Here is a 13,551-nt window from a genome sequence, read left to right on the forward strand (position 1 = left end):
GAGAGGAACTTCATGGCACGACGAACCGGACGGCGTACCACTGCCGTAGCCGCTGCCACCGTGCTCGGGATCGGCCTGGCCGTTCTCTCGGGATGCGGCGAGGGTGACATCGAGACCGCCGACACCCCCGACGGTGCCGACTGCGGCAAGCTCGACATGGCGGTCAACCCGTGGGTCGGCTACGAGGCCTCGGCGCACGTCGTCGGCTACGTCGCCGCGAGCCGGCTGGGCTGCGACGTCGAGTACAAGGACGTCAAGGAGGGCGTCGCCTGGCAGGGGATGAGCACCGGCGAGATCGACGTGATCATCGAGAACTGGGGTCACGAGGCCGAGAAGGCCAAGTACATCGAGGGCGAGGGCACCGCCCAGGAGGCCGGTCCCAACGGCAACATCGGGATCATCGGCTGGTACGTCCCGCCGTGGATGGTCGAGGAGTACCCCGACATCCTGGACTGGGAGAACCTCAACGGCTACGCCGACCTGTTCGAGACCTCCGAGTCCGGCGGCAAGGGGCAGGTCCTGGACGGCGACCCGTCGTTCGTCACCAACGACGAGGCGCTCGTGGCCAACCTCGACCTCGACTACCAGGTCGTCTACGCCGGCAGCGAGGCCGCGCTGATCACCGAGTTCCGCAAGGCGGAGGAGAACCGCACCCCGCTGCTCGGCTACTTCTACGACCCGCAGTGGTTCCTGTCCGAGGTCCCGCTCGCGAAGGTGTCGCTGCCGCCGTACACCGAGGGCTGCGACGCCGTGCCCGAACAGGTCGCCTGCGACTACCCGGAGTACGTCCTGGACAAGATCGTGGCCACGGACTTCGCGGAGTCCGGCAGCCCGGCCTACGACCTGGTCAAGGCCTTCGAGTGGACCAACGACGACCAGAACCTCGTCGCGAAGTACATCTCCGAGGACAAGATGGAGCCTGAGGACGCCGCCGCCAAGTGGGTCGAGGACAACCCCGACAAGGTCGACGCCTGGCTCGAGTGACTGCGCCGCCCCAGCGTCAGCGCAGGGCGTGCTGCGGCTCCGGGTCTCCGGAGCCACCGGGATCCGGGGCGCCTCGTCCTCGTGCAGGTCGCGCCCGCGGGTCTCGGGCAGGAACGCCGCGAGCGGGCCGTAGACGATCCCGTAGATCACGCCGAGGCCGCCGACGAAGGTGGCGACGACGCCGAGGGTCGACCCGCTCTGCACCAGCCAGGCCGCCGGGAACGCGAACAGCATCGCGACCACCACGCCGGTGTTGTAGACGCGCTTGCGCCCGAAGGTGTCGCTCAGCCTGCACCTGCTGGAACGCCGGGGTCTCCATGATGCTCAGCCGGATCCAGGCGCCGATGGCGAGCAGCACGATGCTGACCAGGAAGCAGGCGCGCCAGCCCCAGGCCAGGAAGGCCTCGTCGGGCAGCTGGCTGGCGATCGCGAACGCACCGGAGGCGAGGGACAGCCCGCCGGGGACGCCGATGTGCGCGAAGCTGCCGAAGAGGCCCCTCCGCTGCGCGGGGGCGAACTCCACAGCGAGCAGCACGGCGCCGCCGTACTCGCCGCCGACGCCGATGCCCTGGAGCACCCGCAGGACGACGAGCAGGATGGGTGCCCAGACGCCGATCTCGTCGTACGTCGGCAGCAGTCCGATCGCCGCGGTGCCGACGCCCATGATGACCAGGGTCCAGATCAGCATCGTCTTGCGGCCGATCCGGTCACCGAAGTGACCGAAGACCAACCCGCCGATGGGTAGCCATGGAGGTCTCCTCGAGAGATCGTGACATAACTGGTGTAACCATACTGATTCGATCGGGAATGGGAATCCGGGACTGTCCGGAGTCGCTGGTAGACATGCGGGCATGAGCCCCACCGACGTACGCAGCCCGGTCCGCGAGGCGGCCGAGGCGCACCTACGTGCCCTGGTGGGTCGCGACGACGTGTCGCTGCGCGACGACCAGTGGACCGCGATCGAGGCGCTGGCCGTCGACAAGCGCCGCGCGCTCGTCGTCCAGCGCACCGGCTGGGGCAAGTCGGCGGTCTACTTCGTGGCCACGCTGCTGCTGCGCGAGCAGGGGTCCGGGCCGACGGTCATCGTGTCGCCGCTGCTCGCGCTGATGCGCAACCAGATCGCCGCCGCCGAGCGGGCCGGCATCCGCGCGGTCACCATCAACTCCACCAACCTCGAGGACTGGGAGTCCACCCACGACGCGATCCGCGCCGGTGAGGTCGACGTGCTCCTGGTGAGCCCCGAGCGGCTCAACAACCCGGGCTTCCGCGACGAGGTGCTGCCCCGGCTGGCCGCGACCTGCGGGCTGCTGGTCGTCGACGAGGCGCACTGCATCTCCGACTGGGGCCACGACTTCCGGCCCGACTACCGCCGCATCCGCACCCTCCTCGACGACCTGCCGACCGGCATCCCGGTGCTCGCCACGACCGCGACCGCCAACGCGCGGGTGACCTCCGACGTCGGCGAGCAGCTCGGCGACGGCGTGCTCGTGCTGCGCGGGTCGCTCGACCGGCAGTCGCTGCGGCTCGGCGTCGTCCACCTCAAGACCGCCCAGCAGCGGCTCGCCTGGCTGGCCGACCACCTGTCCGAGCAGCCCGGCTCCGGCATCGTCTACTGCCTGACCGTGGCCGCCACCCAGGAGGTCGCCGACTACCTCCGCTCGCGCGGTCACCACGTCGCCGCCTACTCCGGCCAGACCGAGCAGACCGAGCGGCTCGCGCTCGAGGCCGACCTGATCGCCGGCAAGGTCAAGGCGCTGATCGCGACCAGCGCGCTGGGCATGGGCTTCGACGCGACCCTCGGCTTCGTGGTCAACCTCGGGGCTCCCTCGTCGCCGGTCGCCTACTACCAGCAGGTCGGCCGTGCCGGCCGTGGCCTGGCCAGCGACCAGGACAGCGCGACCGTGGTGCTCCTGCCCGCGATCGAGGACCGCGACATCTGGGCCTACTTCGCCTCGCTCGCCTTCCCGCGCGAGGAGCTGGTACGCCGCACGCTCGAGGTGCTGGCCGAGGAGGGCCGTCCGCTGAGCACCGCGGCGCTCGAGACGCAGGTCGAGCTCAACCGCACCCGGCTCGAGACGATGCTCAAGGTGCTCGACGTCGACGGTGCCGTACGCCGGGTCCGCGGCGGCTGGGAGTCCACCGGCCAGCCGTGGGCCTACGACGAGGAGCGCTACCGCCGGGTCGCTGAGGCCCGCGAGCGCGAGCAGCAGGCGATGATCGACTACCTCCGCACCGACAAGTGCCGGATGTGGTTCCTGCGCGACCAGCTCGACGACCCCCAGGCCGAGCCCTGCGGCCGCTGCGACAACTGCGGCGGGCTGGCGCTGTCGTCCGACGTCTCCAGCGCGGCCGTCGAGGAGGCCGAGGCGCGGCTGTCGCGGCCGGGCGTCGTGGTCGAGCCGCGCAAGATGTGGCCCACCGGGCTCGCGTCCATGGGCATCGACCTCAAGGGCAAGATCTCGGCCGGCGCGTCCGAGGGCCGGGCGGTCGCCCGGCTGACCGACCTGGGCTACGGCCAGGCCCTGCGCGAGCTGTTCCGGCCCGGCACCCCTGACGGTCCGGTGCCGGTGCCGTTGGTCAAGGCGGTGCTCGAGGTGCTCGGCGACTGGCGCCCCCACGTCGAGGCGATCGCGGTCGTCGAGTCCGCGACCCGCCCGACGCTCACCGAAAACCTGGCCGACGGGCTGTCGCGCTTCCTCAAGGTGCCGGTGGTGGCGCGCTACGCGATCGTCGACCCCGACGTCGCGCCTGGCCAGGGTGCGATGAACTCCGCGCAGCGGGTCTCCGCGGTGGGCCGGCGCTACTCCCTGCAGGGCGACGTCCCCGCCGGGCCGGTGCTGCTGGTCGATGACCTCGTCGTCACCGGCTGGACGCTCACCCGCGCCGCCTACGCCCTGCGCCAGGCCGGCGCGACCGACGTACTCCCGCTGGTGCTGGCGCTGCAGAGCTGAACCTGGACGCTCACTAGAACACGTTCTAGTCTGGCGCGCATGACCGTACCCTTGCGCGTGATCCAGTGGACGACCGGCAACATCGGGCAGCGCTCGCTGCACGCGATCCTCAGCCGGCCGGACCTGGAGCTGGTCGGCGTCTTCGCCCACGGTGCGGAGAAGGTGGGCAAGGACGCGGCCGAGCTGTGCGGCTGGCCCGAGCCGACCGGCGTACTCGCGACCGACGACGTCGACGCGCTGCTGGCCCTCAAGCCCGACGCCTGCTGCTACAACCCGTTGTGGCCGAGCATCGACGAGCTGGTCGCGCTGCTGGAGAACGGCGTCAACGTCTGCTCGAGCGCGGCCTGGATCACCGGGGGCAAGCAGTCACCGGAGGACCTGGCGCGGATCCGGGCGGCCTGTGAGGCGGGGCAGTCGACGATCTTCGGCAGCGGCGCGCACCCGGGCATGACCAACCTGGTCGGGATGGCGCTGAGTGGCTCGTGCGAGCGGGTCGACGAGATCCGGATCACCGAGTCGGTCGACTGCTCGACGTACGAGTCGGCCGGCACGCAGACGGCGATGGGCTTCTCGCAGGCACCGGACACCCCGGGCCTGGCGGAGTCGGTACGGCGCGAGAGCGAGGTGTTCGCGGAGTCGGCGGCGATGATGGCCGACGCGCTCGGCGTGACGCTCGACCGGATGACCTTCGACGTGGAGTTCACGGCCGCGACCGGCGACTCCGACCTCGGCTTCATGACCATCCCGGCCGGCACCGTCGGCGGCGTCATGGGCTACCACCGCGGCTGGGTCGGCGACAAGAACGTCGTGAGCGTGGGCTTCAACTGGACCATGGGCTCGCACGTCACCCCGCCCAAGCCGCTCGCGCACGGCCACGTCATCCAGGTCTTCGGCTTGCCCAACATGCGCACGGTCATCCACTGCCTGCCGCCGGCCGACTGGACCGAGGAGGGCTTCATGGGGCTCGGCATGATCTACACCGCCATGCCGGTCACCAACGCCGTACCCGCCGTGGTCGCCGCCGCCCCCGGCATCAAGACCCTCGCCGACCTCCCCCCGATCACCGGCCGCTTCGCGGGGTAGTCCCCAACCTGAGGGTCCATGAGAGGGCTCTTACTGGTCTCTGGTGTTAGGGACTATCCCGACGACGGCGAAATTTCAGGAGAGCTGGGCCTCGATGGCGGAGACCAGGATCGGGTCGTGGGGCTCGACGCCGGGGTTGAAGCGGGCGACGACCGAGCCGTCGGCGGCGAGCAGGAACTTCTCGAAGTTCCACTGGACGTCGCCGGCCTCCCCCTTCTCGTTGGGGGTCTCGACCAGCTGCTGGTAGATCGGGTGCCGGCCGTCGCCGTTGACCTCGACCTTCTCCGACATCGGGAAGCTCACGCCGTACGTCGCGGAGCAGAACTCGGCGATCTCCTCGGCGCTGCCGGGCTCCTGGCCGCCGAACTGGTTGCACGGCACGCCCACGACGGTGAAGCCGCGCCCGGCGTAGGTCTCCTGGAGCTCCTCCAGGCCGGTGTACTGAGGCGTCAGGCCGCACTTGCTGGCGACGTTGACGAGGAGGGCGGGTCGACCGCCGGTCAGGTCGGCGAGGGTGCCCAGGGTGCCGTCGAGCTTGGCCAGGGGCGCGTCGAGGATGCTCATGCCCGAAGCCTAGAACCACCTCCTAGGAGCACGCCGGGAACCCACAGTCGGTGCCGGGCGTTACGGTCAGAGTCCTCCCCTGTCACCACTCGCCCCGACCGCCACCGAGGTGTGCTTGAGCTTCGTGCCCGTCACCGGACCGGCGACGTTCCGCCCGGCCGACCCGCCGCGCGAGGGCGTGGTCGAGTTCAGTGACGAGCGCCGCACGGTGGCCCTGCCGATCCGCGCCGCGCTCCCGGTGCTCACCAAGGCCCACGCGCGCGACGACGTGCACCCCAGCGTCGGGCTGCTCAGCGGCGCCGCCCTGCTCGGCATGCGCCTGGTCGCGGCCGGCAAGTTCGAGCCGGCCCAGGTCGGCCACAGCTGGCGGGCCGGCCCCCTCGACGCCGACGACGCCGACCGGGTCGAGATGCTCGCCCGCTCGAGGTCGTACGACGGTCTGGCCGGCGGCGAGGCCGAGGCGCTCGTGCGACAGATGCTCGATGCCGTCAGCGACGCGATGCCCCGGTCGGCGCCGCTGGCGACCGCCCGGCGCGCGAGCATGCCGAGCGCGGCCGGCACGTCGCGCGGTCCCGGGGCCGACACCGAGCGCGGCCAGGAGTTCGAGGCACGCCTGCAGGCCCGGCTCGCGCGTCACCTGAGCACGCCCGACCACGACCTCCCGCAGCTGGTGACGATCTCGCTGCGCGTCGAGGCCGACGAGGAGGAGCTGGTGGCGGGCGCGGTGCGCGTCGTGCTCCAGGTCCAGGACGAGCAGAACCCCCTCCACATCTGCGACGCGGCCGTGCTGTTCACCGAGTCCGGCCTCCGCGCCAGCCACGGGTTCGGCGAGCGGGCCCGCACCCACGCCAGCATCGCCCTGCGCGCCGCCGCCGACGCATGGCCGCCGCTCGACCGGCTGCTCGAGCTCCGCGTCCCCGACGAGATCACCCTCGACACCGACGAGCTGGTCAGCCTCCTCGACGTCGGTGTCGGTGCGCTCAAGGAGCGCGGCGTCGACGTGCTCTGGCCGCGCAGCCTGGGCCGCGACCTGACCGCGACGGCCGTGCTCGACCGCGCGCCGACGGGCAAGCGCGAGGAGCCGCTCCAGAAGGGGATCCTGTCCACCGACGCGATGTTCGCCTTCAAGTGGCAGCTGGCGCTGCACGGCGAGCCGCTCAGCGACGCGGAGATGGACCAGCTCGCCCACGCCGCCGCCCCGGTGCTCAAGCTGCGCGGCAGCTGGACCGTCGTCGACCCCGCGATGGCCAAGAAGGCCAAGAAGCGGCTGGTCCGCACCGTCAAGCCGGTCCAGGCGATCGCCACCGCCCTGACCGGCGTCGTCCAGCTCGAGGCGGCTGACGAGTGGGGCGAGGCCAAGGACACCCAGGTGGTCGTGGGGGCCTCGCTGCTCAAGGTGCGCGAGCAGCTACTCACCGCCGCGACCCGCGACCCCGTCGAGCCCTCGCCCACGCTCAGGGCGACGCTGCGCGACTACCAGCGCCACGGCCTGACCTGGCTGGCCGACCTCACCGAGCTCGGGCTGGGCGCCTGCCTGGCCGACGACATGGGCCTGGGCAAGACGGTCACCCTGATCGCGCTCCACCTCCACCGCCGCGACGCCGGCGCCACCGGCCCGACCCTGGTCGTCTGCCCGGCCAGCCTCCTCGGCAACTGGGAGGCCGAGATCCAGCGCTTCGCGCCCGGGGTCGCCGTACGCCGCTTCCACGGCGGGCAGCGCTCCCTCGACGGCCTCTCCGATGACGGGGGCTTCCTGCTCACCACCTACGGCACCATGCGCGTCGACCACGCCACCTTGGCAGGCGTCGCCTGGGACCTCGTGGTCGCCGACGAGGCGCAGCACGTCAAGAACCCCCAGTCCTCGACGGCCCGCGCGCTGCGCGCGATCCCCAGCGAAGCCCGGGTGGCCCTCACCGGCACCCCGGTGGAGAACAACCTGACCGAGCTCTGGGCGATCCTCGACTGGGCCACGCCGGGCCTGCTCGGCAGCCGCAACGCCTTCCGCAAGGTCTGGGCCGGCCCGATCGAGTCCGGGCTCGAGCCCACCAAGGCCCGCCAGTTCGCCGACCTGATCGAGCCGTTCCTGCTGCGCCGCCGCAAGTCCGACCCCGGCATCGCCCCCGAGCTGCCCGCCAAGACCGAGACCGACCACCCGCTGGGGCTGACCCAGGAGCAGGTCGTGCTCTACGAGGCGTTCGTGCGCGACAGCATGGAGCGCATCGAGCGGGCCGACGAGGAGACCCGCCGCGGGCTCGTGCTCGCCCTGCTCACCGGCCTCAAGCAGATCTGCAACCACCCCGCCCACTTCCTCAAGCAGTCGACCGGTCGCCTCTCGGGCCGCTCCGAGAAGCTCGACCTCCTCGACGAGCTGCTCGGCACCGTCCTCGCCGAGGACGGCGCCGCCCTGGTCTTCACCCAGTACGTCGCGATGGCGCGGCTGCTCGAGACCCACCTGTCCAAGGCCGGGCTGCCCCACCAGTTCCTCCACGGTGGCACCCCGGTCCGCGAGCGCGAGGCGATGGTCAAGCGGTTCCAGGCCGGCGAGGTCCCGGTCTTCCTGCTGTCGCTCAAGGCGGGCGGCACCGGGCTCAACCTCACCCGCGCCGACCACGTGATCCACGTCGACCGCTGGTGGAACCCCGCCGTCGAGGAGCAGGCCACCGACCGGGCCTACCGGATCGGGCAGACCAAGCCGGTCCAGGTGCACCGGCTGATCACCCAGGGCACGATCGAGGAGAAGATCGCCGAGCTGCTGGCCCGCAAGCGCTCGCTCGCCGACTCCGTGCTCGGCCGCGGCGAGGGCGCGCTGACCGAGCTCGGCAACGACGAGCTGCGCGACCTGGTGACGCTGAGACGACCATGACCGGGAAGCCGTGATGGGCCAGCCCGTCGTACATGCCCGACTGGCCCCCAGACGCAGCGCCGCCCGCGCGACCAACTGGTGGGGCAAGGCCTGGGTGCGCGCGGTCGAGGAGTCCGCCTACACCGAGACCGACCTGCGCACCGCGCGCGGCCTCGCCCGCGCCGGCCGGGTCGGCGGCATCACCGTCGACACCGGGAGCTTCGCCGCCAGCGTCGAGGACGACGGCAGGCTGGTGACCGCCTCGGGCACGGTCCCGGTGCTCGACGACGCCGGCCTGTCCGCCCTGGTCGAGACCGTCGCCGCCGAGTCCGGCCGGGTCGCCGCCCTCCTCGCCGGCGACCTGCCCCACTCCCTGGTCGAGCACGCCGAGCAGACCGGCGTCGAGCTGCTGCCGTACGGCGCCGAGCTGGGGGCGTCGTGCACGTGCGGCTTCTGGGCCGACCCCTGCCCGCACGCCCTCGCCGTGCTCTACCAGCTCACCTGGCTCGTCGAGACCGACCCGTTCGTGCTGCTCCACCTGCGCGGCATGCCGCGCGAGCGGCTGCTCGCCGACCTCCACGCCCGCACGTCGTCCACCGACGAGCCGGCGCCGGCCCGCGCCGACGACGTCGACACCGCGCTCGACGCCGCCGTACGCGCGGCCCGCATCCTCGAGCTCGTCGACGACCCGGACCGCCCGATCGACCACCTTTTCTGAGGAGAAAATGGCACGACACTGTCGGTGGAACCAGGGAGGATCACCGTGATGATCGCCGCCCTCCTCCGCCACGCGCGCCCGCCGTCACCCCTGGCGGGCCGGCTGGCGGTCCAGTCCCTCCTCTTCGCGCTCGGCGAGGGCACCTTCATGACCGGGTCGGCGGTGTTCTTCACCCAGATCGTGGGCCTGTCCGCCGCGCAGGTCGGTCTCGGGCTGACCATCGCCGGCGCCGCCTCCTTCGTGGCCGCCCTGCCGATGGGCAAGCTGGTCGACCGCTTCGGACCGAAGAAGATGTGGGCCGTCAGCGCCACCGGGCAGGCCGCGATGTTCGCCGTGTGGCCGTTCATCGACGACTTCCAGGGCTACGTCCTGATGGCAGTGACCATGGAGGTCATCGGCGCCCTCGGCGGCGCCGCGCACGGTGCCTACACGATCGACGTGCTGGCCGCCGACGAGCGGGTGCGGTCGCGGGCCTACATGTACTCCGCCCTCAACGTCGGGTTCACGCTCGGCTCCCTGCTCGGCGGCATCGCGCTGGCGTTCCAATCCAACACCGTCCTGCACGCCCTGCCGTGGTTCACCGCGGCGGTGTTCCTGGTCAACGCCGCCGCGATCACCCGGCTGCCGCGGGCGCCGCACGACGAGCGCACCGCCGAGGACCGCAAGGTGAAGATCCCCGGGCCCGGCCCGCTGCGCAACCCGGGCTGGCTGCTCACGGAGTTCTTCGGCGGCGTCTTCTGGACCAACCAGGTGCTGCTCAACATCGTGATCCCGCTGTGGCTGATCGAGGAGACCGACGCCCCGCGGGTGCTGCTGGCCTTCCTGTTCGGCACCAACACGGTGATGTGCATCTTCCTGCCCATGGCCGCGTCCCGCGGCGTCCACGACGTCCCGACCGCGCTCAAGGCGGTCCGGCTGTCGTCCACCTTCTTCGTGGTCTCCTGCCTGATCACGCTCGCGACCCACGACACGGTCGGCTGGACCACGATCGCGCTGGTCTGGCTGGGCCACGTCACCGTGACCGGCGCCGAGCTCTACCTCTCCGCCGCCAGCTGGGCCTTCGAGGCCGAGCTGATGGACCCGCGCCAACGCGGCGCCTACCAGGGGGCCGCCGAGCTCAGCAGCACGCTCGGCCGCGTGTGGGCGCCGGCCCTCTACACGTTCCTCGCGATGAACTGGGGTGCCGCCGGCTGGCTGGTCATCGCGGGCATCATCGTGCTCGCCACCATCGGCATCCACCCCTCGACCCGGATGGCCCGACGCTTCATCGAGCAGCACGTCCCTGCCGACGTGCTGGCCGACGCCCGGGCGTCGGCCCCCGACCCCGAGGAGGGGGCCGCCACCGGCCCGCCCTCACTCATCGACGCCGAGCCTCCGGTCGTCGGGCCGATCCCCTGACCTCGTCCTACAGCTTCTCGCAGAGCCGCACGGTGATCGCCGCCCACGTCTTGGAGTCCACGATCCCCGTACTCGGGTTGATGTCCGCGACCTCCTCCTGGAACTCCCGGACCCGCCGCTCGGTCTTCTCGTCGAAGATCCCGGTGACGTCGCCTGCGCGGAAGCCGCCCTCTCGCCCGGACGCGGTGTCGAGGTCGATGAGCGCGTTCTGCAGCGCCCGCACCCAGATCGCCAGCTCCGGAGTGGTCTCGTCACTGGGTTCGAGCACCGGCAGGTCGCTGTTGGGGAGCTCGCACACGCACTGCACGTAGGAGTCGGTTCCCTCGATCAGCAGCGCGACGTCGTCGAGCTTGGCCGTCATCCGCTTGGCGCACGGCTCGGCCGGGCTGTCGTAGGGACCGCTGTAGGCGACGTACGCCGGGTCGTCGGCGTTCTTCCGTGCCCAGTGGGTGTCGCACGACGACGCGGTGCTCAGGTAGCGCACGTCCTCGTCGGGATGGTTGATCACGGTGTAGCGGATCGCCGCCGCCGTGTCGCCGTAGCCGAGCACGTAGACGGCCTGTCCGGTGCAGTCCAGGTTCTCGAACGGGATCTTCACGTCGAGCGGGTCCTGGGTGGTGGCGGGACCCCCGGGCTCGTCGTCGACGACGACGGCGGTCGTGACGCCGGCGGTGGCGCCGAGGAGCGCCGCCACCAGCGGCAGCCACAGTCCCCGTCCGACGCGCATCCCTCCAGCCTAGGTCTCAGGCAGGGGGCAGCAGCGCGCGCAGCGCCATCTCGATCAGCAGGTCGTGCAGGGAGGGGTCGGGCAGTGAGCCGGTGCGCGGCGTGGAGTTGATCAGCCCGAACGCCGCGTGCGCCATGGCGCGGGCGGCGGTCAGGTCGAGCCCGTCGTGCAGCAGTCGGAGCTGGGCGGCCCACAGGTCGACGTACTCCCGCTGGAGCGAGCGCACCCGCTCGCGGGCGTCGGCGGGCAGCGACTCCCAGTCGCGGTCCTGGACGATGATCAGCGCGCGGTGGTGCAGCGCGAACTCCACGTGCCAGTCGACGAGGCCGCGCAGCGCGGCGTCGGCGTCGTCGGCCCGGGCGACGCGGGTGCGGCCGACGTCGAGCAGGCGCTCCGAGATCGTCACCAGCATCTCGGCCAGGACGGCGTCCTTGGAGGCGAAGTGCTTGTAGAGCGCCGGCCCGGAGATGCCGCAGGCAGCGCCGAGGTCGGCGACCGAGACGCCGTGGAAGCCGCGCGCGGCGAAGAGGTCGGCCGCGGTGGCCAGGATCTGCTCACGGCGCGTCGGCGTCTCCTCTGCCCGGGTGGTGGCCACGGAAGGAGGTTAGCGCTCGTTAACGCTCCGCGCGGGTGGGCTTATGTAACTCACCGTTACTTCTTGTGTCGTGCCCGTATACGGGCCAGCTAGATGCAGTAACGGTGAGTTACAAGCGGAGCGGAGCATGGACGCGCAGGTTAACGATCGCTAACCTGGGGGCGTGCCCCAGGACATGAAGGAACTCGTCGCCGACCTGCGCCAACGTCTGGCCACCGCCCGCCTCGGCGGCAGCGAGGCGGCGCGGACCAAGCACACCGACCGGGGCAAGCTCCTCGTCCGCGACCGCGTCGACGCCCTGCTGGACCCCGGCAGCCCCTTCCTCGAGCTCAGCCCGCTCGCCGCGACCGGCATGTACGACGACGCCGTGCCCTCCGCCGGCGTCGTCACCGGCATCGGCCGGGTGAGCGGCCGCGAGTGCGTCGTGGTGGCCAACGACGCGACGGTCAAGGGCGGCACCTACTACCCGATCACGGTCAAGAAGCACCTGCGCGCGCAGACCGTCGCCTCCGACAACCACCTGCCGTGCATCTACCTCGTCGACTCCGGCGGCGCGTTCCTGCCGATGCAGGACGACGTGTTCCCCGACCGCGAGCACTTCGGCCGGATCTTCTTCAACCAGGCCAACCTGTCGGCGCGCGGCATCCCGCAGGTCGCCAGCGTCATGGGCTCCTGCACCGCCGGCGGCGCCTACGTCCCGGCCATGTCCGACGAGACCGTGATCGTGCGCAACCAGGGCACGATCTTCCTCGGCGGCCCGCCGCTGGTGAAGGCCGCGACCGGTGAGGTCGTCTCCGCCGAGGACCTCGGCGGCGGCGACGTCCACGCCCGCACCTCCGGGGTCGTCGACCACCTCGCCGACGACGACCGGCACGCGCTGGCCATCGTCCGCGGCATCGTCGAGACCTTCGAGCGACCGGTCACCCAGTCGTTGGCGGTGCACGACGTCGAGGAGCCGCACGAGGACCCCGCGACGCTCTACGACGTGGTGCCCGCCGACACCCGCACGCCGTACGACGTGCGCGAGGTGATCCGGCGCGTGGTCGACGGCAGCCGCTTCCACGAGTTCAAGAAGCTCTACGCCGAGACGCTGGTCTGCGGCTTCGCCCGCATCTGGGGGATGCCGGTCGGCATCGTGGCCAACAACGGCATCCTCTTCAGCGAGTCGGCGCTCAAGGGCGCGCACTTCATCGAGCTGTGCAACCAGCGCGGCATCCCGCTGGTCTTCCTCCAGAACATCACCGGTTTCATGGTCGGCCGCGAGTACGAGAACAAGGGCATCGCCCGCGACGGCGCCAAGCTGGTCACGGCGGTCGCCTGCTCGGTGGTCCCGAAGTTCACGGTCGTCATCGGCGGCTCGTTCGGCGCCGGCAACTACGGCATGTGCGGGCGTGCCTACGACCCGCGCTTCCTGTGGATGTGGCCCAACGCGCGGATCTCGGTCATGGGCGGCGAGCAGGCCGCCTCGGTCCTCGCCACCGTCGCCGGCCGGCCCGACGACGAGGAGTTCAAGGAGCCGATCCGCGAGCAGTACGAGACCCAGGGCTCGCCCTACTACTCCACCGCCCGGCTCTGGGACGACGGCGTGATCGACCCCGCCGACACCCGCCGGGTGCTCGGCATGGGGCTGGCCGCGGCCGCCCGCGCGCCGATCCCGGAGCCCTCCTACGGCATCTTCCGGATGTGAAT

The 13,551-nt window shown here is 71.5% G+C and carries 11 protein-coding genes; 7 read left to right on the plus strand and 4 right to left on the minus strand.

Going from position 1 to position 13,551, the window contains the following annotated elements; genetic code table 11:
• Window positions 1-12: 12 nt before the first annotated feature.
• Complete coding sequence (locus BLR90_RS18885; RefSeq protein ID WP_091026790.1) at window positions 13-984, plus strand: ABC transporter substrate-binding protein; 972 nt, start codon at window positions 13-15, stop codon at window positions 982-984.
• A 16-nt stretch (window positions 985-1,000) separates the two neighbouring features.
• Here the strand turns inward: BLR90_RS18885 and BLR90_RS18890 are convergent, their stop codons facing one another.
• The gene (locus tag BLR90_RS18890) at window positions 1,001-1,714 is read right to left on the minus strand and encodes an MFS transporter (protein ID WP_218029461.1); all 714 of its coding nucleotides are present in this window, start codon (window positions 1,712-1,714) and stop codon (window positions 1,001-1,003) included.
• Between the two features lie 121 nt (window positions 1,715-1,835).
• On the opposite strand from BLR90_RS18890, the gene BLR90_RS18895 reads away from it, so the two are divergent.
• Together BLR90_RS18895 and BLR90_RS18900 are read left to right on the plus strand one after the other, a co-directional pair.
• Window positions 1,836-3,935, plus strand: a complete 2,100-nt coding sequence (locus tag BLR90_RS18895) for a RecQ family ATP-dependent DNA helicase (RefSeq protein ID WP_091026791.1) — start codon at window positions 1,836-1,838, stop codon at window positions 3,933-3,935.
• 39 nt (window positions 3,936-3,974) lie between these two features.
• The gene (locus tag BLR90_RS18900) at window positions 3,975-5,018 is read left to right on the plus strand and encodes an NAD(P)H-dependent amine dehydrogenase family protein (protein WP_091026792.1); all 1,044 of its coding nucleotides are present in this window, start codon (window positions 3,975-3,977) and stop codon (window positions 5,016-5,018) included.
• Window positions 5,019-5,093: 75 nt separating this feature from the next.
• On the opposite strand, the gene BLR90_RS18905 is transcribed toward BLR90_RS18900, so the two are convergent.
• Window positions 5,094-5,582 carry a glutathione peroxidase gene (locus BLR90_RS18905; RefSeq protein ID WP_091026793.1) on the minus strand — a complete coding sequence of 163 codons (489 nt, stop codon included), beginning with the start codon at window positions 5,580-5,582 and terminating at the stop codon, window positions 5,094-5,096.
• A gap of 124 nt (window positions 5,583-5,706) precedes the next feature.
• Here BLR90_RS18905 and BLR90_RS18910 point away from each other — a divergent pair, with 124 nt between their 5' ends.
• Genes BLR90_RS18910 through BLR90_RS18920 form a run of 3 tightly spaced genes read left to right on the plus strand, consistent with a single transcriptional unit; the run spans window position 5,707 to window position 10,540 of the window.
• Window positions 5,707-8,445 carry a DEAD/DEAH box helicase gene (locus tag BLR90_RS18910; RefSeq protein WP_425433650.1) on the plus strand — a complete coding sequence of 913 codons (2,739 nt, stop codon included), beginning with the start codon at window positions 5,707-5,709 and terminating at the stop codon, window positions 8,443-8,445.
• Window positions 8,446-8,458: 13 nt separating this feature from the next.
• Entirely contained in the window at window positions 8,459-9,142 is a 684-nt protein-coding gene (locus BLR90_RS18915) for an SWIM zinc finger family protein (protein ID WP_091026795.1), read from the plus strand.
• Between the two features lie 48 nt (window positions 9,143-9,190).
• Window positions 9,191-10,540 (plus strand): MFS transporter, encoded by a 1,350-nt coding sequence (locus tag BLR90_RS18920; RefSeq protein ID WP_245715404.1) that lies wholly within the window; start codon window positions 9,191-9,193, stop codon window positions 10,538-10,540.
• Between the two features lie 7 nt (window positions 10,541-10,547).
• On the opposite strand, the gene BLR90_RS18925 is transcribed toward BLR90_RS18920, so the two are convergent.
• Both BLR90_RS18925 and BLR90_RS18930 read right to left on the minus strand, forming a co-directional pair.
• On the minus strand, window positions 10,548-11,267 hold the full coding sequence (locus BLR90_RS18925; protein WP_091026797.1) for a peptidoglycan-binding domain-containing protein: 720 nt from the start codon (window positions 11,265-11,267) through the stop codon (window positions 10,548-10,550).
• A gap of 16 nt (window positions 11,268-11,283) precedes the next feature.
• The gene (locus BLR90_RS18930) at window positions 11,284-11,862 is read right to left on the minus strand and encodes an SACE_7040 family transcriptional regulator (protein WP_091026798.1); all 579 of its coding nucleotides are present in this window, start codon (window positions 11,860-11,862) and stop codon (window positions 11,284-11,286) included.
• A gap of 175 nt (window positions 11,863-12,037) precedes the next feature.
• Between BLR90_RS18930 and BLR90_RS18935 the strand changes: the two genes are divergently transcribed.
• On the plus strand, window positions 12,038-13,549 hold the full coding sequence (locus BLR90_RS18935) for a carboxyl transferase domain-containing protein (protein WP_091026799.1): 1,512 nt from the start codon (window positions 12,038-12,040) through the stop codon (window positions 13,547-13,549).
• Window positions 13,550-13,551: the final 2 nt, after the last annotated feature.

The sequence above is a fragment of the Nocardioides szechwanensis genome, assembly GCF_900103935.1.
GTDB classification, from domain to species: domain Bacteria; phylum Actinomycetota; class Actinomycetes; order Propionibacteriales; family Nocardioidaceae; genus Nocardioides; species Nocardioides szechwanensis.